A 26,077-nucleotide genomic window follows, 5' to 3' on the forward strand; every position below is an offset into this window, starting at 1 on the left:
GTAGGCACGTTCATGCAGGCTTTCACCCTGCCCGACTTCTACATGCCGTATCCGGCCAGGATCAATCCCCACCTGGAACGTTCCCGCGAGCACAGCGCGGCCTGGGCCAGGCGGATGGGCATGCTCGACGCGCCCAAGCCGGGCGGAGGCGTCGTCTGGGACGAGGCGGCGCTGGCCAAGATGGACTACGCCCTGATGTGCGCCTACACCCACCCCGACTGCGACGGCCCCACCCTGGATCTGATCACCGACTGGTACGTCTGGGTGTTCTTCTTCGACGACCACTTCCTTGAGCACTTCAAGTACTCCCGCGACCTGACGGGGGCCAAGGCCTACCTCGACCGCCTCGAACTGTTCATGACCGCGGACGGGGAGACGCCCCCGGAACCGGAGAACCCGGCCGAGGCGGGGTTGAAGGACCTGTGGGAACGCACGGTGCCGGCGATGTCGCAGGGATGGCGGCAGCGCTTCATCACCAGCACCCACAACCTGATGGTGGAGTCGATGTGGGAGCTGGACAACATCGACCGCGGCCGCATCGCCAACCCGATCGAGTACGTGCAGATGCGGCGCAGGGTCGGCGGGGCGCCGTGGTCGGCGAACCTCGTCGAGTACGCCGTCCACGCGGAGATCCCCGACGGCCTCGCCGGGACGAGGCCGATGCAGGTCCTGTCGGACACGTTCTCGGACGCTGTGCACCTGCGCAACGACCTGTTCTCCTACCAGCGCGAGGTCCAGGAGGAGGGGGAGAACTCCAACGCGGTGCTGGTCTTCGAGCGGTTCTTCGACTGCTCGACGCAGGAGGCCGCCGAACTCGTCAACGACCTGCTCACCTCCCGGCTGCAGCAGTTCGAGAACACGGCGCTGATCGAGGTTCCGGCCCTGCTGGCCGAGCACGCCGTGCCCCCGCACGAGCAGGCCGGGGTGGCCGCCTACGTCAAGGGCCTGCAGGACTGGCAGTCCGGCGGGCACGAGTGGCACGCGAGATCCAGCCGATACATGAACGAGGGTGCCGCCTCGGACCCCGCCGACGTGTTGAGAGGTCCGACCGGCCTGGGCACCTCCGCCGCCAGGATGGCGCTCGCCCCGGGAAGGACGGGGCTGCGGCGGAGACTCCGGCAGCACTCCCATGTGCCGTTCCAGCCGGTGGGGCATCTGCCGCTGCCCGACTTCCACATGCCCTACCCGATCCGCACCAGCCCCCACCTGGACGCCGCGCGCCGCTACGCGGTCGGCTGGGCGCGCCGGATGGGCATGTTCGACTCGGTACCCGGCGTGGAGGTCGGCGGGATCTGGGACGAGCGGCGCTTCCTCGGCCTCGACCTGCCCCACTGCGCCGCGATGATCCACGCCGACGCCACCCCCGAACAGCTCAACCTGTCCTCCGACTGGCTGACCTGGGGGACGTACGGGGACGACTACTTCCCCGTGGTGTTCGGGACGACCCGCGACCTCGCGGCGGCGAAGCTCTGCAACGAACGGCTCCCGGCGTTCATGCCGCTGGACGCCGGGGCCACCCCGGAGCCGACGAACCCGATCGAGCGGGGCCTGGCGGACCTGTGGCGGCGCACCGCGGGGCCGATGACGGTGCCCGCCCGGCGGCAGTTCCGCGAGGCGGTCGAGGACATGACCTCCAGCTGGCTCTGGGAGCTGGCCAACCAGGCGCAGAACCGCATCCCCGACCCGGTCGACTACATCGAGATGCGCCGCAAGACGTTCGGGTCGGAGATGACGAGGAGCCTGGCCCGGCTCGCGCACTGGGACGTGGTGTCCCCGGAGATCTACCGGACACGGGTCATGCGCGAGCTGGACACCGCGGCACAGGACTACGCCTGCTTCGTCAACGACCTGTTCTCGTACCAGAAGGAGATCGAGTTCGAGGGCGAGATCCACAACCTCGTCCTGGTGGTGGAGAACTTCCTGGGAGTGGACCGGCTGCGGGCCCGGGACATCGTGGCCGACCTGATGACGGCGCGGATGCGGCAGTTCGAGCACATCGTCGCCAACGACCTGCCGGCGCTGTTCGACGACTTCGCCCTCGACGAGCCGGTCCGCAGGATCCTCACCCGCCACGCCGACGACCTCAAGGAGTGGATGTCGGGGATCCTGGAATGGCACCGCAGGTGCGTGCGCTACACCGAGGCCGAGCTTCGCCGCATCCTGACCCCGAGCGTGCCGACGGGCTTCTCGTTCCCCTTCCTGCCCGTGGGCCTCGGCACGTCGGCGGTGCGGCTCGCGGCGCCGGGCGTGACCGGGGGGACACGCGGCTGACGGACGACCGGCTCTCCCGCGCGCCCGGCCCGGGGCCCGCCTCCGGTCTGGGACGCGTGGAGCGGCTCAACCGCCGCGACGATAATCATGCATGACGCGCATTGATGCACATTGTGCATCCTTTGTAGGGTGGTTGCGCCCTTCGCCCCGGGCGCCTGATGAGCGGTCCCGCCCGAGAACAGGATGTGCCGATGAACGACAACAGCCTGACCGAGGAGTCTCCCGGCGCCGGCCCCACGGCGATGCGCCGGATCCTGCCCGCGGACATGGTCGAGCGCGGACGCTGCCCGTTCGATCCGCCGCCTGGCCTGCGGGCGCGGCGTGGCCAGGGCACGGTACAGCCGCTGCCCCTGCTCAACGGCGCGCAGGCGTGGCTGGTGACCGGCTTCGAGGAGGCCCGCACCGTGCTGTCGGACGCCCGCTTCAGCGCCGACAAGGTCCGTCATCGTGACGCCACGTCGCTGCAACCGTACGAGGTGACCGAGATGGCGGCCACGACACCCGAGCCGGACACGACCCTCGCCGGCCGGGAGGACGGTTTCTTCGTCTTCATGGACCCGCCCGAGCACACCCGGATCCGGCGGCTGCTGACCGGCCAGTTCACCGTGCGACGGATGCGGGCGCTGGAGTCACGGGTGACCGAGATCGCCATCGAGCATGTCGAGGCGATGAAGGCGGCCGGCACCGAGGCCGACCTCGTGCCGGCGTTCGCGCTGCCGCTGCCCTCGCTGGTCATCTGCGAGCTGCTCGGCGTCGACTACGCCGACCGGGCCGAGTTCCAGGAACGCACCGCCGTCGGGCTGAACGCCAACGCCACCGACGAGGAGCGGGCCGTCGCAGGGGCGGAACTGTACGCGTTCATGCAGCGCCTGGTCGCCGACAAGCGCGCCAACCCCGCCGACGACCTGCTGTCGGGGCTCGTCCACGACGCCGACCCGCCGCTGACCGACGCTCAGCTCGTCGACGTCGCCCTCGTCCTGCTCGGCGCCGGCCACGAGACCACCGCCAACATGCTGGGCCTGAGCACCTTCGCCCTGCTGGAACACCCCGACCAGCTCGCCGCGATGCGGGACGACCCCACCCGCATCGACAACGCGGTCGAGGAACTGCTGCGCTACCTGACCATCATCCAGCTGGGGGTCAGCCGGGTCACGACCGAGCCCGTCACCCTGGGCGGCGCGGACATCCCCGCCGGCGCCACCGTCGTCATCGCCACCCCCGAGGTCAACCGCGACCCCCGGCACTGGCCCAACCCCGACCGGCTCGACGTGCACCGCCCCCGCACCCCGCACCTGGCCTTCGGGCACGGCGTCCACCAGTGCCTGGGCCAGCAGCTGGCCCGCGTCGAGATGCAGATCGGCCTCAGGGAGCTGATCACCCGCCTGCCGAACCTGCGCCTGGCCGTGCCCGCCGAGCAGGTGCCACTGCGCGACGAGATGCTCATCTTCGGCGTGCACTCCCTGCCGGTCACCTGGGCCTGAGCCCACCGAGGAAAGGACAGCGACGAACGACGCCGGCCGGGTCGCCCTCGTCACCGGGCAGGTGCTCGGCGTGAACGGCGGACTGGGCCTCTGACGGAGGTGCGACGCCGCGCCGACGTCGACCGGCGCCTGCCATGGGGCCGTCCCCGCGGATATCGGCTGCGTCGACGCCGGTCTCGGCCGCCCATAATGAAAAGCCGTGGAGGAGGAGGTCGGAGTGGTTCAGCCCGCGTCGGGCGACGAGGAGGCCCACCTCGCCGTGACGGGTGCGGCGCCGCCGGTCGTCGGCCGCCGCGAACGCAAGAAACAAGCCACCCGCGCCGCGCTCCGCGAGGCCGCGCTCCGCCTTTCCCTGCGCCACGGCGTCGAGAACGTCACCGTCGAGCAGATCGCCGACGAGGCCGACATCGCACTGCGGACCTTCTTCAACTACTTCTCCAGCAAGGAAGAAGCAGTCGTGGCCACCCTGTCGGCCGCCGCGCAGGAACTCATCGCCCAGTTCCGGGCCCGGCCGCGGACGGAAACAGTCTTGCAGGCGTTCCGCGAGGCGGTGCTGATCGTCATGAACCAGGACGACGCCGCCAGCCGCAACTACATCCAGGCCCTGCAACTGATCCGCTCAGCACCCACGCTGGTGCCCCGGCAACTGGCCGTGCTCGCCGCCCAGGAGAAGGCCCTGGCCGACGCCATCGCCGAGCACATCGGTCATCCGGCGGCGCACTCCACCGCGTACCAGACAGCCGGACGATCCAGAGATCCCATCTATCCGCTCCTGTGCGCGGCCGCCGCCCTGACGGCGCTCCGCGTCGTCCTGGACCGATGGCTCCGGCAGACCCCGGACGTGGGCCGGCCGGACATGACGCTCCTCGGCCGGCAGTGCGACGAGGCCATCGCCGAGCTCGCGGCCGGGCTCGACCGGCCGGGCGCGGGAGTCGTGTAGCCCCGGTCGCAGGGTGCCGGGGAGGAACGTTCAGGACGGCCCGGGACGAAACGTTCAGGGCCGCCCGGGACCTCCGTAGCCACGGTGAGCCGCAAAGCAGCGGTGGGCTGCCCGCCGGATTCGCCACGTAGCGATCCCAAGTGCCGACGGCGCTGCCCCGGTTCGGCGCTACAGGGAGTCGTCCCACGTGACCCGGCCCGCGCGCAGGTCGTCGGCGAGGGCCCGGACGTAGTCGAGCTCCGCGACGAGCACGGCCCGCTGGTACTCGGACTCCACCAGGAAGACCCGGGGCAGGAACCTCCCGCTCTCGGTCAGCTCGCCGTCCAGCTCGTTCAGCTGTGCCCGCAGGGCGGCGAGACGCTCTTCGAGCGCCGCGTGAACCTCATCGGGCCGCAGCACGGGCAGGAAGGCGAGCGCGGCGGGGAACTCGGGGAACTCGCGAGCCGGCGTGGAGAGCATCGTCCGCATCCACTGCCGCAACGTCTCGCGGCCCGTGCCGGTGAGCTCGTAGACGGTCCTTTCCGGCCGGTTCTCCTCGCGCGAGGTTCCGCGGACCGCGATGAGCCCGTCGCGGAGAAGCCGCTCGATGGTCTGGTAGACGCTGTTGCGCTGCGCGACGTTGACCACGTCGTCCTTGTGCCGCTCCTTGATCAGCTGCTGCATGCGGTACGCGTGCATGGGCTCCTCGCCGACCAGCGAGAGCACCGCCATGGCCAGGGGAGACCGCCTCGGAGACATGCCGCACATGGTAGTGCCGGCCACAGATTAGTTATTTTATGTATAGTCATGTCATGACTAGGAAAGCTCTGATCATCGGCGGGGGCATCGCCGGCCCGGTGACGGCCATGGCCCTGCAGCGCGCCGGCCTGGACAGCGACGTCTTCGAGGCGTACGACCGCGGCTCCGAAGGCGTGGGCGCCTTTCTCACGCTCGCGGCCAACGGACTTGAGGCCCTGCGCGTCCTCGACCTGCACGATCTCGTCTGCGACCTGGGCATGGACTCGCCGCGGATGCGGATCTCCAACGGTCGCGGCAAGCTGCTGGCCTCCTTCCGCAACCCCGGCCGGACACTGAAGCGCGCCGACCTCTACCGGGCGCTGCGCGATGAGGCCGTACGGCGCGGCGTACGGATTCACTACGGCAAGCGTCTCGACGACGCCTCGACCACCACGGGCGGGGTACGGGCGCTCTTCACCGACGGGAGCGCGGCCGAGGGCGATCTGTTGATCGGCGCCGACGGGCTGCGCTCGCGCACGCGCACGATCATCGACCCCGGCGCGCCACGCGCCCGGCACGTCGGGCTGCTGAACACGGGCGGTTTCGCACACGGCGTCGCGGTACCGGGCGAACCGGGAACGAGCTACTTCATCTTCGGGAAGAGGTGCTTCTTCGGGTACCTGATCCACCCGAGCGGAGAGGTGTGGTGGTTCGCCAACCCGCCGAGCCCCGGGGAACCGACCCGGGAGGAACTCGCGGCGATCACTCCTTCGCAGTGGCGCGCCAGGCTGACGGAACTGTTCAGGGACGACACCGGGCCGATGCTCGACATCATCGGCGGCACCGAGCACATCCTGACCGGCTGGAACACCTATGATTTCCCGACCGTGCCCACGTGGTTCAACGAGCGCATGGTCATCATCGGTGACGCCGCGCACGCGACCTCGCCCTCGTCGGGTCAGGGCGCGTCCATGGCGATCGAGGACGCGGTGGTGCTGGCCAAATGCCTCCGCGACACCCCCGACACCCACGCCGCGTTCGCCGCGTTCGAGCGGCTGCGGCGAGACCGGGTGGAGCGGATCGTGGCGCAGGGCAAACGCAACGGAGACGGCAAAGCCCCCGGAGTCGCCGGCGCCTTCGTCCGCGATCTCGTCCTACCGGTGATCATGCGGCGGATGGCCAGGAAGAACTCGCTGGCCTGGATGCACGACTACCGGATCTCCTGGGACGACCCGGTGGCCGTGGTGTCTCGCTGAACACGCCGGTTCCGTCCGACCGGTGCTCCCGCACACCGGTCGCGTGACGGGTCGGGCCGCGCCTCGCTCTTCGACCACCTCGCCAAGCGCGGTCAGCCGTTCGCCGAGCGCCTACGAGCGCGCACCGCGTTCGGAAACCGTTCGTTCAGCGGATCCCCCGACGCGCACAACGACGACGATCCAGGGCGTACCTCCCCGACGCACGGCAACGCCACGGTGATCGGGGAGGTACGCCCTGACGTGCATCGGTGGGAACGCCTTGCCGACGGACCGGAGAGTGACCGGGCGATGACGCAGCCACAGCGGCTCCTTCCGCTGAACGCCGGCGCTGAAGCCCGGTGCGGACGAGCGCACTACCGCCCGAAAGGGTCCAGGCTGAAAAATCGGGCTGTGAAAACATTGATCCGGGCTGCGTCGGTGGGAGCCGTGATCGGGGCGGCCGAAATTCTCATCCCGATCTACTACAAACCGGGAGGCGGCGAATTCGCCGGCTTCGCCATACTGGGGGCCGTGGCCTTCGTGCCGTTTCCGCTGGGGTTGTTGCTGTGCTGGGTGGCCAAGCTGCGACTCTGGGGAGCCGTGGCGGTCCTCGCGCCGTTCACCATGTTCGCGTTCACCCTCTTCGAGCTCACGCTCGCGCCGTACGCCGATCACGCGGTCTACAGGAGCCTCACCGTCTTTGCCGGCGCCGTGGCCGGTTATCTGGTCACGGCGTGGGTGTTCACTCCCGGGAACTGGGTGCCGCGCGTCCTTGCGGTCGGCGCAATCGTTTTCGCATACCCCGTGAGTTCGCTGGTGGACGACGCGATGCGCGAATCGGAGCGGATACGGGACCTGGCGGGCTCCGGCGTGCCGCTCATCGCACCCGTCATTCCGGGTTATCGGTTGGCGTATGTCAACGACTCGCTCTCGCGGCAGGCGATCGAGCTCACCTACCAGCACGAGGAGTTCTCCAACGGTCACCGCCGGCAGATCGAGATCGATGTCAGGCCGGGTACGGCCGCGACCCCGGAGGCCGCATGCGCGCGACCGTACCCGGCCTGGGACTACGAATCGACCGTGCCGTGCCGACAGGTGGCAACCGGTGTCTGGGTGCGCACCGGGACGTCCAAGGACCGGGAGGGCGCCGAAGGCCCGCGCACAACCGTGTTCGCCACACACGGCGACGCCCTGGTGCAAGTCGAGAGCCACCAGGCGTCCGAGGCCGAACTGCTCGCAGTACTGCCGACATTCCGCCCGACAACCGCAGCGGAGCTGGTCGCAGGCGATCCATGATGACCCACGGGCCGAGCCCGCTCCCCAGGTGAGGTCGCCATCGCCGACACCGTGGTCGGCGTTCCGGTCAAGGCCGACGGCTCCGCCGGGGGGACTCCCCGGCCCGTCCGAGCAGTACATCGATATCCCCCGTGACGCCCTGCCCGGCCTTCTGCAGAGCGTTCAGCAAGACCTCGTCCGGCTTCCTCGATGTCCTACACCAGTGGGCGCAGGACATCGTTCCCCGCCTGGCGGATCGGTCCGTCTCGGCGGTGGACCGGCGTTCACGGATCAGTGACCCCCACCGACCTCTGAGAACGTGCTCGGAAGATGATCGCGAGGCTGTCAGGACGGGCTCGTCAACGGTTGAGGTCGGCCGGGAACCGGTGCTATCGCGACGGGGTCCGGGCGCGACGGCGCAGCGATTTGGGAAGGTCGGCCAGCAGGTCGCCCTCCAGGCGGAACCTGGTGAGGGCGGTGAGGTTTTCCAGCGAGTCGGGAAGGCCGGCCAGCGGGTTGCTCTCCAGGTAGAGCGAGGTGAGGGCGGCGAGGTTGCCCAGCGAGTCGGGAAGGCGGGTCAGCCGGTTGTACCCCAGGAATAGGTGCTTGAGGGCGGTGAGGTTGCCCAGCGACTCAGGGACCTCGGTCAGCTGGTTGACTTCCAGGACGAGCGAGGTGAGGGCGGTGAGGTTGCCCAGCGAGTCGGGAAGGCGGGTCAGCCGGTTGATTCCCAGGTAGAGGCGTTTGAGGGCGGTGAGGTTGCCCAGCGACTCAGGGACCTCGGTCAGCTGGTTCTTGCTCAGGATGAGCTCGGTGAGGGAGGTGAGGTTGCCCAGCGAGTCAGGGAGGCCGACAAGCTGATTCCCCTGCAGGTGGAGCGAGGTAAGAGAGGTGAGGCTGCCCAGCCACTCAGGAACCTCGGTCAGCTGGTTGCCGTACAGGTGGAGCGAGGTGAGGGAGGTGAGGGAGGTGAGGTTGCCCAGCGAGTCAGGGAGGCTGGTCAGCTGACCAGCCAAGCCGAGATGGGTGAGGTTGGTGAGGTCGCTCAGCCGCTCAGGGATCCTGGTGAGGTGCAGGCGAACCTCGCGCAGATGAGTCAGTTCACGCAGTTGCTCCGGCAACACGTCCAGAGGTATGTCGCTCAGATTGAGCACGTCCGATTCTTTTCGCAGACACTTGTTGATCCGCAGTACAGCGGCCCTTGGGAGCTTCTTGTCCCCCGTCATGACTCCCCTTCCCGAGACAACCGGCGTAACTCGGCCCGACCACACCGGCCCCGAACGGTCCGGCCGTATCGACCCCCCAACGGTCCGGCCGTCCATCGATGCCGAACCCCGTGGCCGACGATCACGCTAGGTAGAGGCGCTGAAGGCTGGCTTGCAGATCACTGGCATCGCCCGCGGGTCGCTCTTCATGACCTGACGAGCCCTGTCCGCGAGATGCACGACCCTGGGACTACACCATCCATACCGTCCATGCCGTACAGACCGCGCCGGCGCAAAGCCAGACCCCTGGAGCACCCGCCACGTAGCATCGGGCGGTGTGACGACCTCCACCGGGTGCTACACGTGCGAGCAGGAGGCGCGGTTCGACACGCTGCCGCCGAGGGAGAGGATTGCCGTCGACGGGCACTGGCGTGTGACCCATGCGATCGGCACGGCGCTGCCGGGCTGGCTGGTGCTGGTTCCCCGCCGCCACGTCACGGAGATCGCCGCCCTGACCGACGCGGAGGCGTCCGCGCTCGGCGCCTGGCAGGTCCGGCTGTCACGGGCGCTGCACGCGGTGACCGGCTGCGCCAAGACGTACGTGGTGCAGTTCGCCGAGTTGGAGGGTTTCCAGCACGTGCACTTTCACCTCGTGCCGCGCATGGAAGACCTGCCGCGCGAACTCCGTGGGCGCAGAGTGTTCGACCTGCTGGGCCGTACGGGCGACGATGCCGTCTCCGCTGGTCGGATGGACGAAATAGCGGTGGAGTTCGGCCGGTTTCTCCAGTGACCGCGTCGCACAGCCGGATGCCGGATCGTCACGTAGGGCGTCCGGCAGCACGGAACGAGCCCTGCTGACCGCGTCGGCTTGGCCGTACGACATCGGCATGCGCCGGAGCCGGTCGACACCGGGTTCCACCCGCTCGATGGTGTCCGGTACCTGCGTGATGTTCATCGGGTCGCTCGACGGTGTCCGCTACCTGGGCGACGCCCACCGGGCCGACGACAAGCTCATCCGGTTGGTCGCGCATCACTCGTGCGCGGTGTACGGGTCGCGCTGACATCCGTTTCACGACCATCCGTTCGCCGAGCATCGCGTCGCCCTCGGCCGATCGGCGCTGCGGTCGTTCAGGCCGGTGGGGCGAGCCGTACCACCTGGTCGCGGACGAGGTCGATGAGGTCGGCTTGGAGCAGCCCGTTGTTGATGCCGGGGGTGCAGCCCACCAGGATCCCGATGCCCGCGGGTGGTCCGTCGGCGTAGGTGAATATGAGCCGGAACCAGCCGTCGCCGCCTCCGCGGCAGGTGTTCTCGCTCGGCCAGGTGTCCAGGGAGTTCAGTGCCGCCGCCAGGGTCTCGGCGACCTGCCTGCCGTGCTCTCGCCGGGGGGACGGGCTGTCGTGGGAGGTGGCCTCCCCGCACACCAGGACAGAGATGGGTCCGTCGGGCACCATCCACTCGTTCTGGCCCCGGCGTCCGATGGTCTCTCGGCAGGGGTCGTCGGGACGGATGAGCTTCCACCTTCCGGTCCGGTAGGCGGCGGTGATGCTCTTCCCGACGTACGAGCGGGTGCCGACCGTGCCGTTCGTCGTTGTCACGCAGGAGTTGACCTCTTCGGCGCTGCCCACCCACAGCGCCTCCCCGGTGGAGTAGGCCAACCGGATGAGATAGTTCGTCATCGGCCCGCCCATCTGCGTGCACGGGCCTCCGACAGCCGCTGTGGCCACCGGAAGGTAGGCCAGGTCACGAGCCATCGCTCCGGCCTCACCGGTCAGGGTCCGGGATCCGGTGAGGCGCTCGCCTCCCGGATGCGCATTGTCGCCGGGGTAGGCGCAGATCATCGCCGCGACCGGCTCACCGGGCACGAGCGACTCCTCGACCCCGTCGATGTCGGCGGCGGCGGGCACCCAGCCACCGGGCTCCTCACCGTCCCAGCGTTGCGGGCACGACGCCGGTACGGATGACGGCCCGCCCACCGATCGCGAGATCAGTACGGCTGCCGCGCAGACCGCGATCGCGGCCAGGACGACGCCGACCACGTGGAGACGCTTCACGGCACTGAAACGCCGGTTCCGTTCGATCGGTGCTCCCGTACATCAGTCGTGTGATGGGTCAGGTCACAGCTCGCCTTTCGGCCACCTCGCCGAGCGCGGGCGGTCGGCCGTTCGCCGAGTGCCTGAGAGGGTGGACCGCGTTCGTAAACCGCTCGTTCGGCGATTTCTTAAACGCGCGCAACGGTGGTGATCCAGGGCAAACTTACCCGATATGCGGCAGTGTCGTGCCGCTCAAAAGGGATATGTGTGCTGTCCATCGGTGAAACCGCCTTGCTGTAGGAGCGGTGAGGGCCTGGCGGCAGCGCAGCCGAAAGGCTCTCTACCGTGGAAGCGGAAGAGGCCAATAAAGGATAAATGCTCAACAAGCATAGATTTTTGCTCTAATGTCCTTCACCATGAAGATTCGCATGATCATGGTAGCTGTCGGCGCGTCCGCACTGCTCTTCCCCGGTACGGCCTCCGCCTCCGCATATCCGGTCGAGGACGCCCCGGATCTGACCAACAACTCCCTCTACGCCGCCGGTAAGCTCCCCGACGCGGCGTGCGTGAAACCCGCCAAGGGAAAGACCCTGGCCTCGGTTAAGAAGCACGTCAACGCGGTCATCTCCTGTCTGGACGACACCTGGGGTTCCTACCTCAAAGGTGCCAACCTGCAGTTCGTCCCGGTCCGAGTGGAGATGACGGACAAGTACAAGACGGACTGTCGAGGGCGAACGCTGAGCCCGAAGAAATCAGCAGCCTTCTACTGCGGAGGGCACGCCAACTTCATCGTGCAGATCCGTTCCGACTGGATCAAAGCATCCGACGACGTCCAGATTTTCGCGCAGCTGAGTTCGGCGTACGGCGAGCACGTGCTGAACATGGTCGACATCGCGGAGGCCTACAACGCCCTGCACGCCGACGACGGCGAGGAGATCTCCGAGCAGCTTCGCCGCTACAACCTGCAGGCGCAGTGCATCAGCGGAGTGACCGCCAGGAGCCTGTGGCCCGCTCTCGGCTACCCCGCCAAGGACGCCAAGCGTCTGGCGGACCTGGCGAAGGCCGGGGCCGACAAGGGCGTGATCAGCGTCTTCGGCAAGGGCGCCAACCTCGCCTACTGGGTCAAGCGAGGCTACTCCACCGGCAACCCCAAGTCGTGCAACACCTGGACCGCCCCGTCCGGCAAGGTCGCGTAGCTGCCTCGCGGTGGCCCCCTGCACTGCCGCTTTCCCGCTCGATGGCACGGCTCTCGCCTGATAAGGGCCGCGCAGAATCGAGGTGAGTCAGCCGACGCGCGGCAGTGCAGTGCCGTCGAGGTAGTGGCCGATGCGTGGTAGTGCAGTGCCGTCGAGGTAGTGGCCGATGCGCAGGCGTACCGAGCGGTCCATGGTCAGGGAGGCGACCGTGTCGCGGGGCACACACCGCACTTCGCGGGACTCGCCGCTCGGAGCCGGCTCGCCGGCGACGGGGCGGCGCCCAGCACGATGGAGAACTCCTGGCGGTCTCACCGTTGCTGGTGTACTGATGTAGAGGATGACGCACCTGGGATTGGTGCAGGTGCTGGCGAGGCCGGTCTTCTCCGGCGTTTCCCGGACCGCTGCTTCCGGCAGGGACTCGGCCAGACCGTACGACCTCCGGCACGCGGCGGTCTCCCTGCGGCTCAAAGCGGGAATCCCGCCGACCGAGGTGGCTCAACGTGCCGGGCACGGGGTTGATGTTCTCCTCCGCATCTACCCGAAGTGCATCGACGGGCAGCATGCCCATGCGAACAGGCAGATCACCGAAGCTCTGGAGACGTAAGGCTTGCTGTATGCCTTGAGACGGGCAGAGCAGCCGGATCAACCGATTCGGTTGCTTCTATCGTTGAGGCATGCAAGAAGCCCTCAGGCAGACCACAAGGTCAACTAGGTGCCCCCGGCATGATTCGAACATGCGACACCCGCTTTAGAAGAGTGGGGGCGGAGATGCCCGCGCATATGGGCTGACCTGCTGAAACGCTGTGGCGCCCGCATGGGACAGGCTTGATCATCCCGCGTATGTCCCCAGATGGCGAGCCATGGTTGCTCGCGCGTACTTCGGCCCTCCAGCCACTTTCGGTAGGGGGACGCGTGCGTGTCCGGCTGGACGGTTGATCTCAACCACATCGTACGCATCCGGCTGCCGCGTGGTCTGTCACGTGCCAGCCGACTGGACTGCCGCGACGGCCCCGACAATCCAGTTTCGTTGTCAACGGCAAGGGCATGGCCGGACGATGTTCCGAATTTTCACCGCAGCACACGTCGCGAATGCGCTGTCAGATCGCTGCAGCAAGATGCCAGGCCTCCCGAAGTCGATCCCTCCACAGCAGGACATCTGAACGGAGTTTTGGGGGTCCTCCGCGGTAAGCAGCCTATCCAGCACGGTGGAGAGTTGCTGCGCCTCATCAGCGCTCAGGGGCTCGGGGAAACCTTTGAAGGTTCTGTCGTTGAGTGCGAGTTGGAAGCCTGTCACCGTCGTCACTCTTTCGTAGTCGTCTTCGCGCTCGGCCAACGGAACCTCGCTCGATGGATCCACGCCGGTCGCACGAGCCGCATTGACGAACTTGTAAAGCTCCTCGAACGTAAGACCATAGAAGTGGATTTGCAGGTTGATGAGTACCACGGTGAGCCCTTTCCTTGTCAGTCGCACCATGGGCAGCGAAAACGGGTACCCGCCTCCGGCGAAGTGCAGGGCATCGCCAGGAGGTCAGCGCCGAAGGCGAGATCGAGCTGGTCGCCGTCATCGCCAGTCGCCTTCGCGTTCTTCGGCCACAGGACCGGATAACGTCGGCTGCATCGGCCGCAGAGGCGGGTGCCCCACGTTCCTTCGCAATCCCCGCAGCGGCAATGAAAGGTGTCACCACCACGGGCGGAAAATTTGGCGTTCGCTGCCCCGCACAGTGGGCACCGCAGAATGTGCTGGGCACGCCCGCCGTCCGCCTCTCGCAGGTCTTCAGCGGTGGGCGTCCGTCCCGCGAGCTGGGCTGGGGGATACTCATCCCGCATCGGAAAACCGTGGACGACCCAGCGCAAGGCACGTGCCAGACGCTCGATACCCTCGATCTCCAGTGGCGTGACCGGGACGACTCCTATGAGTGAGGCGGGACTGCCGCGGCTGGGTCCGCTGCTGTGCAGCGCTCGCCGGAGTGATTGAGGAAGGTTCTCTCGTTCGTGGCGAAGCCCTGGATAGGCGACGATGACCGGGCCGTCGTCGCCGAGTGCGGCATAGAGCTGGTTGACCGCCTCCTGGGCGGCGGCGGCCGAGGAATGCGCCGAGAGCGACTCCTGCACGGCCTTGACGTGGACGAGGATGCGCCCGTCCATCGACATTCTTATGCCGTCCGGTTCGAGATGACATGTGATCGTCCTGCTCGAGTCGCTCAGATCGATGCCAGAGCCGGATCGCGGGAAGGGGGCGGACGGGTCCACTGGAGAGAACCCGAGCACCTGACACGCGCGTACGGCGAGCGTCGCCACATAAAGCCCGTAACACGAGCTGAACTCGGCGTCGGCCGCCTTCCGCAGGTCGCGCTCGGCCTCGTGCCGGACCAGCCACTGATCCCAGAGGGTGCCGACTCGGTGATAGTTGTCGTCGTTCGCGAAAAGGTTAGTGCGGAGCAGCCTTAGCGGAACCCGCAGACGGCGGCTGGCGTGCCGGTAGGCCGGCGAGCTCTGCAGCCCCAGCACTCGGTCGCGGGCCGTACGCAGCGTCGCGACGGTCTCCTGGACGACGACGGCCTGCCCCTCGGTGCTGGCGACGGCGGCAGCCACCAGGTGAGCGAGCCTGTCGGTCTTCCGCCATGACTGCGCTCGCCCCAAAGCGTCGTGGTAGCGGTATTGATCCAGGTCGGCCATGCTCCGTGCAAGATTGTCGAGCTCGTCGATGCGGGCGGTCAAATAGGCGCGTAGCCGATCAACGAGCTGGGCTGCCACCCGGTTCTCGTAGAAGTCGAGGTTCTCGGCAAAGTTCAGCGAGAGCAGCCGGTGCGGATGAATGCGTCCGTGCTCGACACCGGCCCAGTCCGCGGTGTGGCTTGCCAAGCGCATGAGGCCAGCCGGCGGCACGCGGCGAGCCCGCGCCGCGCGTACGATCTCCGGCCTGGTCTCGAGCCGGTCGTGGGGGCGCCAGCACACCGTCTTCAACGCCCGCCAGTCTTCTATGATCGCCTTGTCCAGCGCGTTCAGTCCAGATCGGTTTTTGGTGTCGGGCATGAAGACGTTCTCGCGCAGCCAGCCGGCCACGCTCGACGTTCGGCGCAGCGCGTGTGCCACGGCGATGACCGAGGATGACATCAGCAGGTCCGGAGCGCTCATGATCAGCCGTCCAGCCGACGGCGTGCGTCTTCCAGCGTACGCATGGACCGTTCGGGCATTCCGCTCATGCCTCCGTTGTCCCACTCGTTGAGGAGGCTGGCCTCGATCTTCTTCACATGCTCGACGGTCACTTCGAATCTGGTGCGGAGCTGGCGAAGTACCTTCGAGGAGAGGAACTGGTCAATAGCGAAGGCCAGGCCGTCCTGTCCGGAGTCGTCCTGCTGCTGGCCGGCGCCCGCGGCCACCACCACGGGCACGTACCTCTCCAGTTGTTTCTCCACCCGGCTGCCTAGTTGCACCCTGCCGAACTCGTAGAGGTCGTTGCGCAGTGACTTGACGAACTCGCGTGCCTTCGTTCCCGCTTCGGCGTGCGTTTTCCTCGCCCCGCGGAAGGCCTGGTCCAAGGCTGTAACACTGTACGGCTGCGCGGCGTGCGCGGCCAAGCGCGGCACCCACGGCCGTACGGCGGGCAGTTCCAGCACGAACGAGCGGTTGTAGGTCTTGTCTGCGAACTCCAGCGTCGACTCGTCCTGGTTGGCAGTGCCGACGAACCAGATGTTGTCCGGCAGATGGATGGCTTTGCCGCCCACCATCCAGTTGGGTTGCCTGCCCAGTCCAGTGGGGGCGAGTTGGATGGGCTTGCCGTCGTTGTTCTCGAGCTTGGACAGAAACACCGAGAAGTACTGCTCTGGACGCGACAGGTTCATCTCGTCGAGCACTATGAAATAGGGGCGGTGGCGGAATCTCGGTGTCTGCGCCCGGTAGATGGCCTGCAGGAACTCCGACTCGTCGAACCGTTTCTCGAAAGTGTTGTAGTGGCCGATGAGGTCGTGGCGGTCGCGCCAGCCCGCTTGGACCTCGATCACCACGCAGTCGGTGCCGAGTGCTCGCGCCAGCGCCTTGGGCAGCGAGGTCTTGCCGATACCGCTGATGCCCTCCAGCAGGTGGAGCCTGCTCATGTGCATGCCTCCGAGCGTGGCGCACACGTCGTTGAGCCGGTAGGCCCGGTCGGACCCGGTGAACATCTTGGCTTGGAGGGCGAGCGCGAGCTCCGCCAAGTCGGGCGCTTCGTCCACCAGCACGCCCTCCTCGTTCAGCTCGTCATCGTCGTCCATGGCGACGCAGTTTGGGAACAGTGGCGATGTGGGATCGGGGCGATCCCGATAGAGCTCCTCCACGCTCGCGCGCAGCTCTCCGATGCGTGTCTGGTAGCCGCGTTCGAGGATGGCGAAGTGTTGTTCGGCGTCGGCGAGCTGCTTGATCTGGAGGTTGCTGATCCGGTTCGCCAGCGCCTGGCCGCGCAGTTCCTCCAGCTCGTAGCCGAGTCGCTCGCGCTCGGCGTTGAGTTCGCGGTTCTGCTGTTCCAGACGGCGCAGTCGGTCGAGCGTGTCGTCGTCAAGTCGGGCGGCGAGTTTGTCGCGGAGGTCCCTATTCGCCTCCTTGACAGCATGGAGCTGGTCGAGGATGTGGCTTGGGTCCTCGATCCCGTACCTTTCCCAGTCGCTCTCCAGCCTCCGCAGCCTGGCCGACAGCTCGCCTACCAGCTGCTCGGCGGCGTCCGCCCGCACGGTCGTGGTGTGCAGCTCCACCTGCACCGCCGCGATCTCGGCGGCCGCTCGCGCGGCCACCTCGGCCTCGATCGCCGCATCGCGCCGCTCACCGGCGATCTGCGTACGGCGCGCCTCGGCGAGCGCGGCGCGCAGCTCCGCCTGCTCTGCCTTCAGCGTGTCGCGGGCGGCCTGGAGCTCGACGCGGTCCTCGTCGAGCCGCGCTAACCGCCGCCGATGGTCGTCCCGCAGGGCGTCAGCCTCCTCTTGGAGCCGCCGGTCGAAATCGTCGCGGCGACGGGTCAGCTCGGTCGTCAGAGCCTGGTGGGCGTTCGCCGCAGCGGCGACGAAGCCCTCTTCCGCGTCCTGCTCGAGGGCGCGGAGTTGGTCCTCGCGTGCAGCCAAGGCCAGACTCGTTTTTTGGATCTTGGTTTGCTGGTCGGCCAGGTTCTGGCGTTCGCCGGCGAGGCTTCGGCGCTCCTCCTCCAGCGACTTGCGGGTCTCCTCGGCTTGGCGCTCCCGCTCGCTGGCTGCCGTGGCGCATTTCTGGTACGCCAGACGCTGCATGTCCAACGCGTCCAGCACCTCGCCCAGCCGCGTGACGTCCGCAGGCTCGATTGTCATGGCAGTCATGTCGGCGGCCGGCACGCCTTCCGCCGTCATGACTGCCTCCACCTCTGCTGGATCGGCTTGTCGAGCCCGCTCCAGCAGGGTCTTGAGCGCCTCGGTCTTCCTGGCGACGCTCGTGCCGTTGTTCTGCCTGGTGCTGCCCGAGCGGCGACTACGCTTCGACATCGTTTCCCTTCGGTATCGGCAGATTGAGGTGTGCCGCAACGGTCTCCTGCGCCAGTTGCCAGGCGAGCTCGGCGAACGCGGGACTGAGCGGGGTAAGCCCCGCGTGCGAGCCGGGGGAGTTGCGGTCTTTCGAGAGGTTCGTCAGGTCGGTGATTAAAGTTCGCCGATGGGCGGCGAGCCTGCGGAAGGGGTGGGCGGAGTCCCCGGCGGCGGCCGACAGAGTGGCGGCGGCGAGCAGGCTGGGGGAAGTGGCGCTGTCAGGGTTGTTGAACGCCTTTAAGACCGTGCGCCAGTCCGCAGCCTTGATCGGCGCGTATTGTGAGAACGGCAGGCCCAGCTCCGTGAGCGCTCTGGTCAGGCGCTCGCGTATGGACTCGTTCCTGGCGATCGGCACACGCCGGCGGCGCACGAGACCGCGCAGCACGACCTCGTGCAGTCGCCAGGCGTTGCGCACGACGTCGGCCACTTCGGCGGTGTGGTCGCCGGGCCGCCGCACCCTGTTGATGTCGCGTTCCAGGAGCGTCAGCAGTTCTAACACCGCCTGCTCGTCGCGGATGCGATGGGTGAATCGGGCCTCCAGGTCCTCCGCCAGCCTCCGGCGAATTTCCCGATCCATCTGGTCGAATTCCGCGTACAGGGCCTGGCTCGACCGGCCGAGCAGCTTGTCGATGGCGCCGCGTAACGGGGGGCTGTGCTGTGCCCGAGTGGCGACGAGCCGCCGCAGGTACGTGCTGGGCCGTCCGGAGAACGGATTGCGCGCGACCCAGGTCACGCTCGCGACGCCTTCCTTGGCCTGCTTGGACAGCCCGAGCGCGACAGGCAGGAATACCGGTTGCCCGGCGCTCACCACCGAGACGCGGGCCACGACGCGTTCCGGCGGCGCCTGCTGCCAGGGTCGGTCGCGTCGAATCCGCCTGCCGAGGCGTTCACCGCGTGAGACCGCCTCGACGATGTCCTCGTGGCCTGGCGGCCCAACGGAAGGACCCATAGCGGGCGGGGGGACGGGCAGGGCCGACACATGTAGCGGCGCGCCCGCGGTCCGGAATCGCACGCTCGCGCGGTTGACGCCCTCCCACTGCGCCGGAGCGATCTGCGGCTCCTGAGTAGAGGCCGGCCAGAGGGTGCCGGTGACGGGGTCCTGGTAGACATAGGTGACGATGGTCTTGTCCGGATCGAGGAAGCCGTCCTTCATGGCCGCGGCCCCTCGCTCGGTTACCACGCCGTGCTGGTCGAGGTAGGAGAGCTGGCGCAGGTCGTCGCGGACGAGTTCGAGCAGGTCCGGGTGCAGTTGCAGCAGCTCGGCCATAGTCGTCGTGTTGCGGTGTCCGGCTCGGGCGAGACCTAGCACGGCCTTTTGGAAGGCGTTGAGGTGCTGCTCGTAGACCAGTGGTGCCAGCACGCGGTATTGCCATGCCGGCCAGAGCAGCCATTGCAGCCTGCCCCGATAGCTCACGTACTCCGACATCAGCACGGGTGTGTCAGGACCGAACGACACCGTGCCTCCCTTCGCACAGCTCGCGGAAGGCGACGAGTCCTTCGGCGAGCGACCGGCCGAGGAGCTGGTCGTGTGGAGCCGTGTCACGATCAGCCATCGCCGGGTCGCCCACAGCGATGAGCAGCCGACGTTGCCTGCTCATGGCCACGCACATGCGACTGTCGCGGAGCAGGTGGCCGTAGCGTCTGACCGCCGAGCCGGGCTCGTCCGACCACGGGCTGCTTCTGGTGACGGAAAGCAGGACGACGTCGAACTCCATGCCCTGGAAGGCGTCGACCGTGCCGACGCGCAGGCGTTCGCGGGGACGGCGTTCGTCTGTCCACGCCATATGAGGCATCGGCCCGAAACGGTCTTTGTCGTCCTTGACGCCGAGCCCCGCGTCCACGAGAAGATCTTCCAGCCGTAGCTGCTGCGCCTTATAGAAGGTGATCACGCCGAAGCTGAGCCTACGATTGGCGTCCAACGCCATCAGGGCGGCCAGCTCGCTGACGAGCCGCTTCGCCTCGCATTCGCGGACGAAGCTGTGGCCGTCCCTCTCCTCGCCACCCGTCTCGTGCGGAACGTCGATCCACGCGGCGACCTTTCCGTGGTAGGGCTGCAGGGAGTGGGTGAGCGCGTGCGTGGACGGATGCGGCCGGACCGCGCGCGGGCCGCCGTAGAAGACCCTGCTCACGAACTCCCCTAAGTGGGGATGCATGCGGAACTGCTCGTCCAGCCGTATCGTGCGCAGCCGGGGTTCGATGCCGTCGAACATGTCGAACCACCGCTCGAACAGGCTGCGTGACAGGTCCGAGGAAGTGCTGATGCGGTTCGTACGGCGCAGCTCCCTCTCCAGCTTCAGCTCCAGGGCGTGCGGAAGCTGCTTGTGGTCGCCGACTAGGACGATGCGCTTGCGCGCGCAGGCAAGCGGGATCATGAGGTCGAGCGGGTTGGCCCGGGCTGCCTCATCGACGATCACCGTGTCGAAGACCGGCAGCGGCGCGTCCACGATTCGGTGCATCTCGCTGGAGTCCACCTGCTGGACCGTGGTCGCGAGCACGGAGTTGTATCGGCGCAGCGTCGCCTCCACCAGAGACAGGTCATCCTGGAGATCGGCTCGAAAGGCGCGCAGCACCTCACCGACATTGTCCGGCTCGGCCGCCACGCGCTCCTCGACCGCGTCGATGATGTCCTGGAGCAGCACGAGGATGGCGGGGTCGCGACCGGTCGTGCCCTCGAGATGCCGCTCGGCGGAGATCCGGTCGAACAGCCGCTCGCACAGAAGCCGCAGCTCGCCGATCACGGCCTGCACGTCTCCTCTGTCGAGCTGGTCCGCCGCCTGGTCCAGTAGGGCGTGGTCCCCCTCGTCGAGGAGGTCGTAGCGGTCGAGCAGAGCGCGTGCCGTCCTGGCGCGCTCCGGGCCGTCATCTGCGAACGACTCCGCGCTGACGCGGATCGACCTGATCACGGCGAGCGCGGTTCTGCGTACGGGCGCGGCCAGGTGCAGCTGAGCGTTGATGCGTCCGTGGACGGCAGCACGAGCCTGGTCGAGACGTCCGCGCAACGGGGGCGGAAGCAGCTCTCCCACCGACCGCCTGACCTTGTCGAGCAGATCCAGTAGGTCGCGGGCGGTCGCCGGGTGCGCATCGTAGGCAGCGGCAATGCGCCGCAGGTCGTCCAGGTGTTGCCTGGTCCTGACGTCGGGCCGGTGCTCTTGGAGGTATTCGTCGAGTCTGGCCAGGGTCTCCTCGCGCCAGCTACGGGCGCTCTGAGCCTGGCGCCCTGGCCGGGAGTCCACCCGGGTAGGCGGCATTCCCCTGCGGCGTGCTTTGCCCACGACATTGTCGACCGCGTCGTGCTGGTAGCTGGTGATCAAAGTACGGTTGAGCGCGAGCGCCTTCTCGTCGATCTGATCCAGGCAGTGCAGGAGGGCGCTGATGAACTGCGTCTTGCCGGTGCCGGGAGGCCCCTGGACGAGGAGGATGTCAGGCGTGGTCAGGGCGAGTTTCAGCGCCGCCCGCTGCGCGTCGGTGGGCCCGCCTCCGCCGAAGACGTCTCTGACCGCCTGGGAGAGTATTTCGCTCTCCCCCATGATCCGCCGCGGCGTGCCCGCTGAGACGTCGATGCCCTCGATCAACTGGGCGAGGCCGCGCATCTCCGCGTGGCCGGACCAGATCCGGCGCTTGGCCTGCTCACGTCGGCTCAGCCGGATCCGGTCGCCGGTGAGCGCGCGGAACAGGTGCCCGGACGAGGACGGATCATCGGCGTCGAGGTCGTCGCGCAGCGGCGTGACATCGATCGCGTCGATGTCCGGCCGCACGCCGGCGAGGGCGCCGGACACCGTCTGGCCGCCGCGGGACTTCTGGTCGCCTGTCAGTTCCGGCGGAAGATCGCTACCCGCCTCGAGGTCGAGCTTTCCCCCGTAGGACTTCAGCGCGCGTAGAAAGGCTGCCGAGCGCTCGTCGCCAGCGAGGTGGAAGCGCCAAAGCCCGTCGGGCAGCAGTTCCCACCGCTCGTAGCGCGCCGACTTGAGCCTGAGAGCCTCCTCCACGAGCGCCTCGCGCTCGATGTCGTTGTAGGCACTCCACATCTCGATATAGGAGCGTCCCTCCTCCATGAGACCGGCGAGCATCGCGCGTATCTGCTCCGTCGCGACCGCCTCCGCGACGTCGACGAACGACAGCTCGACCTCGCTGATCCTGATCCAGCGGCTCGGCTGTCTTCTGCCGCTGGGCACGATGCGAACGATCTGCAGCCGGTCGTCGCGCAGCCCCACGTCAGCGATCCAGCGGCGGCCGTGCATGCTGAAGGGGCGCACCTCTGGGGTCTCCGTGTCGGCTGGGCCGCCGCTGTGGACGATCCGGGAGGGGCCGGGTGAGAGCGTGAACTCTTCTCCCAGCCAGGTGTAGACGCTCTGGGAGCCCGCCGATGAGCGGACCTGGTCCGCCACGTAGTCGTCCACGCCGATGACGAGACGCTCACCCAGCGAAACGCCGGGGAACAGGTGGCACTGGACGACGAAGGGGTCACGGGCTTCACGCGTACCCGTCAGCACCCAGCTCACGGTCTTCATGCCCGAGTCGAGCACGGCGTCAAGCTGGGCCCGATCGACCGCCATCGCCTGCACTGGCGTTCCGCCGCCAACGGGAACGACGACGACGTCGTGCGCGGAGCCCGGCGCGGGCCTTCTGAGGAACACTTCCGCCGACGGATTCCGCAGCCATCCCTGCGGGGTGCCGCACGGCTGCAATTCGACAGGGACGGCCTCTCCCGTGTGCAGTTCATGGGCCTTCACGTCAGCTCTCCGATCGCCGTGGCAACATAAAGGTCAGCGCACGATGGACGCGGCTGTCCTCGCCGAAGTGCAGGAACCACGGCATCCGTACGTCCTCGACGAACTCCGATCCGGGGAAGACCATCCGGCCTGCCCCACCCGCAGCCGGGACCCGTCTCATCGCGGTGGTGCCCACGTTGCGCACGGTCACGTCGTAGGCACCGTTCCAGGTCAAGCGCGCGACTGAGGTGTGCGCGTCGCCCCCGAGCACTCGCGTGAGCCGCGCTGTCACGTTGACCGGCTGGCCTCCCTGGAGCACCAGATACTCCGTCCGGGGAGCCAAGTGCTGCGCCCTGCCGGCGAACCCCGCCGGAAGTACGTCGTGCGCTTGGACCACCACGATTTGTGGCGGCTCCGCCCGACACCACGGGCAGAACATGCAGAACGCATAGTACGTCTGCCGGCACGAAGGGCACACGATCGTGAGATCGGCCGCGGCGTGTAGTGCGTCCGCCCAGGTGTGGAGTCCTGGACGGCGATACGGAGTGCGGACACCTTCTTCGAAGGTCTGCTCGAACAGTGCCCGCAGCCGCTTCGTCAGGACCAGACCGGGCTCCAGTCCGTGCGAGGAGCGATTCCTGTCGTCGTCGGAGTGGCCGACCCACGGCAGCAGACCGCGCTGGACATCCTCCTGGTACTCGACGGGGCCGTCTTCCACAAGGTCGCCTAACAGTGGGTGGTTGGCGACCAGCGTCTCGTAGGCGACCGTGGCGAAGGAGTAGGCGTCGCTGAACGGTGTGTTGCCGCTGAGCCGCCGCAACAGCTCCGGCGCGGCGTAGAACGGCGTCTTCACCACACGGTCAGCCGGAGAGCTCTCGACGCGCAGGTTGTCCGCATCGACCAACCAGACCTCGTCATGCTCCGGGTCTGCCGAGACGAGGATGTTGCCGGGGGAGACGTCGCCGTACACGATGCCGCGGCCGTGCATCCGGCCCAGCACGTCGGCGCACTTCGCGAGCAGGCGCAGCCTGCGGCTAAGCCCACCGCCTCTCGCGTACCAGGGACCGAGGTCGCCTGCGGGCGGCTGGCAAAGGGACTCCATCGAGGCCATGTCCTCCAGGAGCTCCATAACGTATCCGACATGCGGCTCGTCGAGCCGGACGATTGGTCTGCTGACGGGCAGGTCCTCGATCGGAAGCCAGCGGAGCCGATCAAGACGCTCCCGGATGTCGTCACCCAACGACGGCTGGCCGTCGTCAAAGCAGATCTTCACTGCCAACCTGCTGCGCTTAACCCGCAGCACCACACCCTGGCCGCCTTCTCCGATCGGCGTCCCACGGTCCAACTGATAGGTGTTGCCGCGCTCGTCACGGACATACTCCGGTATATGTTCCACGGTCATGGTCATGGCGCGTCCAGATCCTGCAGGCGGGGCGCCACTCGTCCGGTGACCTGACGGAACTGGCTCGTCACCTTCGCCGTGACCCACCGGAAGCTCCGCGCGATCTCGTCGACCTGGTCGGCGCGCAGGACGTCCCAGCCTGGCGTGGCGAACGTGGTGAGCACGTGCTCGGCCTCGGGAGTGCGATCACTGCCGATGCCCATCGCGAGCCGTACCGCCTTGGCGGCGCGCCCTTCCGACAGGAGCGCGTCGAGCGGCGCCTCCCAATCGTCGGTGGGCGCGCCGTCGGAGACCAGTACCAAGGCAGGAGTGAAGGCCGACTCGGGAACGACCTCGGGGTCCTCGATCAGCCGGCGCGTCAGATCGAGCGCGTCGCCGAGCGGAGTCCTTCCACCAGCCACGACTTCGCTCCACTCGGCTTGCGACGCCGGTATCAGCGGCATGTGGAGCCTCGCCTCGTCGCCGCCAAAGGTCACCACGGCGACGTGGATCTGGCCTCGGGGCGAATCCTCCGCGGCGAAGGCGGAGAACATCACGCGCATGCTGTCATTGAGCACGGCGATCTTCTCACCGTGCATGCTGCCGCTGATATCGGCAAGAACGAAGACCGGCAGGGGACGCGGTGGGCGTCGCTGCCGCGCGGCCATCGGCGTTTCAGACAACGGATCGGCGCTCAATGGTTGCCTCCTGGGGATTTTCTGTGCAACACAAAGCCGACTAGCGTCTCGCTCATGTTGATATCTGTCAACGGCGGAGCCCACGGCACGCGCTAAGGTAGCTGCTTGTCGAGCCGTGGGGTTATCGAGAGGAGCGTCGTGATACACAACTCGTTGGCATCCCAGCCCATCGCGTCGTACTTTGCCATGGTGCCGAGAACCATTTCGCGACGAAGATCGAAGAATCCCACAACGTAAGCATATGAGCTGATTTATCTTGACGCAGGCTCATACCTTCTTGACCACGATCGAGTCTGGGGACCGGCTTCTGCCAGTCGTCCACATCCGAGGCGAAGAAGTGACCTCCCCCTTTGCCAGCACGCGATGACAGCAAGCACGGCGTCGGAGATCCTGTCACCGTACGCCTCGACCACCGTCATCGGAGATGCCTCCGCTCGCCCTCGGGACGCGAGGCCATGCCAGGCGATCATCTTCCTATCACCTGGACCAGCCAGAGACAAGGCCTTGCAGTCAAGTACGAAGATCCGCAGCATCGGCTCCCGGCTCACCGTTGCGTTCCTCACTCAGCCTCTCCTGCGTTGGGTTTTCCGCGTCGGCGAGAGCGAGCCAGTCGGAGCGTCAGGCGCCGTCTTCGTCCGCGTGGCCGACGATATGGGCGCGAGCAGGGGCAGGGCACGCTCGGATGCAGCGCGCCGGCCAACTGATGAGCTGCGCTCCGGTTCCTGATCGGGCGGATGACTCCTCCACCCGCCCGCGCTCGGCCAGTCGGTCGGCGGTGTACCAGTCGCCAGCGTCGATATACGGCCTGATAAATCCGGTTCCGGATGGTCAGATCGTCCGGGACGACACTGCACGGGACTGCCGAAATCGCCCGAATTGTCGACGACACGTGAAAACTGACCCCCAAGCGATGGCTGAAATCTGACCCCTCTGCTGTCACCGTGGAGGGTGATCAAGGTGGAGGACTGGGCGGAGATCCGCCGGTTGCACCGGGCCGAGCAGATGCCGATCAAAGCGATCGCTCGGCGGATGGGCATCTCGAAGAACACCGTGAAGCGTGCACTGGCGGCCGAAGAGCCGCCGAAGTACCAGCGAGCAAGCAGGGGGTCGATCGTGGACGCGGTGGAGCCGCAGATCCGGCATCTGCTGGAGGAGTTCCCCGACATGCCGGCAACCGTGATCGCCGAGCGGATCGGCTGGACCAACTCGCTCACGGTACTCAAGAACCGCGTCCGGGCCCTGCGGCCCCAGTACAAGCCCGCCGATCCGTCGTCGCGAACCACCTACCAGCCGGGCGAGCTGGCCCAATGCGATCTGTGGTTCCCGCCGGTGAAGGTGCCGGTGGGTGCCGGGCAGACGGCGAGCCCTGGATCACCCCGGGTTGGTTGGAGGCTCCGGAACCTGGAAGGGTGAGGAGCTATG

Annotated in this window: 20 protein-coding genes, 1 tRNA gene and 1 pseudogene; 9 read left to right on the forward strand and 13 right to left on the reverse strand. The window is 67.5% G+C overall.

The features are described from left to right. Nucleotides 1–12 precede the first annotated feature (12 nt). From ABD841_RS29005 to ABD841_RS29015, 3 genes are all read left to right on the forward strand, one after another. Nucleotides 13–2,271, forward strand: a complete 2,259-nt coding sequence (locus tag ABD841_RS29005; RefSeq protein ID WP_344978434.1) for a family 2 encapsulin nanocompartment cargo protein terpene cyclase — start codon at nt 13–15, stop codon at nt 2,269–2,271. 191 nt (nt 2,272–2,462) lie between these two features. Continuing rightward, on the forward strand, nt 2,463–3,752 hold the full coding sequence (locus tag ABD841_RS29010) for a cytochrome P450 (RefSeq protein ID WP_344978436.1): 1,290 nt from the start codon (nt 2,463–2,465) through the stop codon (nt 3,750–3,752). Between the two features lie 217 nt (nt 3,753–3,969). Further along, nucleotides 3,970–4,692, forward strand: a complete 723-nt coding sequence (locus ABD841_RS29015; RefSeq protein WP_344978438.1) for a TetR/AcrR family transcriptional regulator — start codon at nt 3,970–3,972, stop codon at nt 4,690–4,692. Between the two features lie 168 nt (nt 4,693–4,860). Here ABD841_RS29015 and ABD841_RS29020 read toward each other — a convergent pair whose 3' ends face one another. Next, nucleotides 4,861–5,430 carry a PadR family transcriptional regulator gene (locus ABD841_RS29020; protein ID WP_344978440.1) on the reverse strand — a complete coding sequence of 190 codons (570 nt, stop codon included), beginning with the start codon at nt 5,428–5,430 and terminating at the stop codon, nt 4,861–4,863. 53 nt (nt 5,431–5,483) lie between these two features. On the opposite strand from ABD841_RS29020, the gene ABD841_RS29025 reads away from it, so the two are divergent. Beyond that, complete coding sequence (locus ABD841_RS29025; protein WP_344978442.1) at nt 5,484–6,665, forward strand: FAD-dependent oxidoreductase; 1,182 nt, start codon at nt 5,484–5,486, stop codon at nt 6,663–6,665. 390 nt (nt 6,666–7,055) lie between these two features. Continuing rightward, nucleotides 7,056–7,940 carry a hypothetical protein gene (locus ABD841_RS29030; protein ID WP_344978444.1) on the forward strand — a complete coding sequence of 295 codons (885 nt, stop codon included), beginning with the start codon at nt 7,056–7,058 and terminating at the stop codon, nt 7,938–7,940. A gap of 368 nt (nt 7,941–8,308) precedes the next feature. Here ABD841_RS29030 and ABD841_RS29035 read toward each other — a convergent pair whose 3' ends face one another. Beyond that, nucleotides 8,309–9,073, reverse strand: coding sequence for a leucine-rich repeat domain-containing protein (locus ABD841_RS29035; protein WP_344978446.1), 765 nt, complete (start codon nt 9,071–9,073; stop codon nt 8,309–8,311). A gap of 388 nt (nt 9,074–9,461) precedes the next feature. On the opposite strand from ABD841_RS29035, the gene ABD841_RS29040 reads away from it, so the two are divergent. Together ABD841_RS29040 and ABD841_RS29045 are read left to right on the forward strand one after the other, a co-directional pair. Further along, the gene (locus ABD841_RS29040) at nt 9,462–9,914 is read left to right on the forward strand and encodes an HIT family protein (RefSeq protein ID WP_344978448.1); all 453 of its coding nucleotides are present in this window, start codon (nt 9,462–9,464) and stop codon (nt 9,912–9,914) included. A 97-nt stretch (nt 9,915–10,011) separates the two neighbouring features. Beyond that, the gene (locus ABD841_RS29045; protein WP_344978450.1) at nt 10,012–10,185 is read left to right on the forward strand and encodes a hypothetical protein; all 174 of its coding nucleotides are present in this window, start codon (nt 10,012–10,014) and stop codon (nt 10,183–10,185) included. 67 nt (nt 10,186–10,252) lie between these two features. Here the strand turns inward: ABD841_RS29045 and ABD841_RS29050 are convergent, their stop codons facing one another. After that, nucleotides 10,253–11,176 (reverse strand): hypothetical protein, encoded by a 924-nt coding sequence (locus tag ABD841_RS29050; protein WP_344978452.1) that lies wholly within the window; start codon nt 11,174–11,176, stop codon nt 10,253–10,255. A gap of 407 nt (nt 11,177–11,583) precedes the next feature. On the opposite strand from ABD841_RS29050, the gene ABD841_RS29055 reads away from it, so the two are divergent. Continuing rightward, the gene (locus ABD841_RS29055) at nt 11,584–12,351 is read left to right on the forward strand and encodes a neutral zinc metallopeptidase (protein ID WP_344978454.1); all 768 of its coding nucleotides are present in this window, start codon (nt 11,584–11,586) and stop codon (nt 12,349–12,351) included. Nucleotides 12,352–12,438: 87 nt separating this feature from the next. On the opposite strand, the gene ABD841_RS29060 is transcribed toward ABD841_RS29055, so the two are convergent. From ABD841_RS29060 to ABD841_RS29105, 10 genes are all read right to left on the reverse strand, one after another. Then, on the reverse strand, nt 12,439–12,573 hold the full coding sequence (locus tag ABD841_RS29060; protein WP_344978456.1) for a hypothetical protein: 135 nt from the start codon (nt 12,571–12,573) through the stop codon (nt 12,439–12,441). A gap of 491 nt (nt 12,574–13,064) precedes the next feature. Continuing rightward, nucleotides 13,065–13,159: transfer RNA gene (locus tag ABD841_RS29065), tRNA-Arg, on the reverse strand. Between the two features lie 222 nt (nt 13,160–13,381). Next, on the reverse strand, nt 13,382–13,795 hold the full coding sequence (locus ABD841_RS29070) for a hypothetical protein (RefSeq protein WP_344978458.1): 414 nt from the start codon (nt 13,793–13,795) through the stop codon (nt 13,382–13,384). A gap of 17 nt (nt 13,796–13,812) precedes the next feature. Next, a complete protein-coding gene (locus tag ABD841_RS29075) occupies nt 13,813–15,486 on the reverse strand; it encodes a DUF2357 domain-containing protein (RefSeq protein WP_344978460.1) in 1,674 nt (557 codons plus the stop codon). 2 nt (nt 15,487–15,488) lie between these two features. Beyond that, on the reverse strand, nt 15,489–17,828 hold the full coding sequence (locus ABD841_RS29080) for a hypothetical protein (RefSeq protein WP_344978462.1): 2,340 nt from the start codon (nt 17,826–17,828) through the stop codon (nt 15,489–15,491). Continuing rightward, complete coding sequence (locus tag ABD841_RS29085) at nt 17,815–19,323, reverse strand: hypothetical protein (protein ID WP_344978464.1); 1,509 nt, start codon at nt 19,321–19,323, stop codon at nt 17,815–17,817. Before ABD841_RS29085 ends, ABD841_RS29080 begins: the two co-directional genes overlap by 14 nt. Next, nucleotides 19,307–22,420: a DEAD/DEAH box helicase gene (locus ABD841_RS29090; protein WP_344978466.1), complete on the reverse strand. Its 3,114-nt coding sequence runs from the start codon at nt 22,418–22,420 to the stop codon at nt 19,307–19,309. The genes ABD841_RS29085 and ABD841_RS29090 overlap by 17 nt, the downstream gene beginning before the upstream one ends. A 178-nt stretch (nt 22,421–22,598) precedes the next feature. Continuing rightward, nucleotides 22,599–23,984, reverse strand: a complete 1,386-nt coding sequence (locus tag ABD841_RS29095) for a protein kinase domain-containing protein (protein WP_344978468.1) — start codon at nt 23,982–23,984, stop codon at nt 22,599–22,601. After that, entirely contained in the window at nt 23,981–24,655 is a 675-nt protein-coding gene (locus ABD841_RS29100; RefSeq protein WP_344978470.1) for a vWA domain-containing protein, read from the reverse strand. The genes ABD841_RS29095 and ABD841_RS29100 overlap by 4 nt, the downstream gene beginning before the upstream one ends. A 92-nt stretch (nt 24,656–24,747) precedes the next feature. Beyond that, nucleotides 24,748–24,885: a hypothetical protein gene (locus ABD841_RS29105; protein WP_344978472.1), complete on the reverse strand. Its 138-nt coding sequence runs from the start codon at nt 24,883–24,885 to the stop codon at nt 24,748–24,750. A gap of 718 nt (nt 24,886–25,603) precedes the next feature. Between ABD841_RS29105 and ABD841_RS29110 the strand changes: the two are divergent. Next, nucleotides 25,604–26,014 (forward strand): annotated as a pseudogene (locus ABD841_RS29110) (helix-turn-helix domain-containing protein); the annotation flags it as partial. Between the last annotated feature and the right edge of the window lie 63 nt (nt 26,015–26,077).

Origin of the sequence: Streptosporangium fragile (assembly GCF_039534445.1) — a bacterium.
Lineage (GTDB): Bacteria > Actinomycetota > Actinomycetes > Streptosporangiales > Streptosporangiaceae > Streptosporangium > Streptosporangium fragile.

Excerpts from the sequence above, each read along its gene's own strand:
- ABD841_RS29005 (WP_344978434.1), top strand. The coding sequence starts at position 13 with ATGCAGGCTTTCACCCTGCCCGACTTCTACATGCCGTATCCGGCCAGG.
- ABD841_RS29010 (WP_344978436.1), top strand. The coding sequence starts at position 2,463 with ATGAACGACAACAGCCTGACCGAGGAGTCTCCCGGCGCCGGCCCCACG.
- ABD841_RS29020 (WP_344978440.1), bottom strand. The coding sequence starts at position 5,430 with ATGTCTCCGAGGCGGTCTCCCCTGGCCATGGCGGTGCTCTCGCTGGTC.
- ABD841_RS29025 (WP_344978442.1), top strand. The coding sequence starts at position 5,484 with ATGACTAGGAAAGCTCTGATCATCGGCGGGGGCATCGCCGGCCCGGTG.
- ABD841_RS29045 (WP_344978450.1), top strand. The coding sequence starts at position 10,012 with ATGCGCCGGAGCCGGTCGACACCGGGTTCCACCCGCTCGATGGTGTCC.
- ABD841_RS29055 (WP_344978454.1), top strand. The coding sequence starts at position 11,584 with ATGATCATGGTAGCTGTCGGCGCGTCCGCACTGCTCTTCCCCGGTACG.
- ABD841_RS29075 (WP_344978460.1), bottom strand. The coding sequence starts at position 15,486 with ATGAGCGCTCCGGACCTGCTGATGTCATCCTCGGTCATCGCCGTGGCA.
- ABD841_RS29080 (WP_344978462.1), bottom strand. The coding sequence starts at position 17,828 with ATGTCGAAGCGTAGTCGCCGCTCGGGCAGCACCAGGCAGAACAACGGC.
- ABD841_RS29090 (WP_344978466.1), bottom strand. The coding sequence starts at position 22,420 with ATGGCGGTCGATCGGGCCCAGCTTGACGCCGTGCTCGACTCGGGCATG.
- ABD841_RS29095 (WP_344978468.1), bottom strand. The coding sequence starts at position 23,984 with ATGACCATGACCGTGGAACATATACCGGAGTATGTCCGTGACGAGCGC.